A 255-nucleotide genomic window follows, 5' to 3' on the forward strand; every position below is an offset into this window, starting at 1 on the left:
CGGTCGCGGCATTACGCGGCAGGGCAATGCCGCATTTCGCGCGGCTCCACGGGCAGACCCACGGCACGGTTCCCGCTTCAAGTTCGCGGATGATGCGGTCAGTGACGGACTGGTGAATATCGGTACGTTCGGTTCTGGCCATGATCAGTCTCCAGAAAAATGCAGACGCCGCCCCGAAGGGCGGCGCGGATGGGCAGCGGATGGCGAGGGAGGTGTCACCTGAGATCGATGATGCCCGTGCACGGATCGAGGAAG

The 255-nt window shown here is 63.5% G+C and carries 1 protein-coding gene; it reads right to left on the bottom strand.

What is annotated here, in order from left to right; translation table 11 throughout:
• Nucleotides 1–142: ArdC-like ssDNA-binding domain-containing protein (locus tag B7449_RS19155; protein WP_148431444.1), on the bottom strand; the 142-nt coding region annotated here is incomplete at its 3' end.
• Between the last annotated feature and the right edge of the window lie 113 nt (nt 143–255).

The sequence above is a fragment of the Komagataeibacter intermedius TF2 genome, assembly GCF_000964425.1.
GTDB classification, from domain to species: Bacteria; Pseudomonadota; Alphaproteobacteria; order Acetobacterales; family Acetobacteraceae; genus Komagataeibacter; species Komagataeibacter intermedius.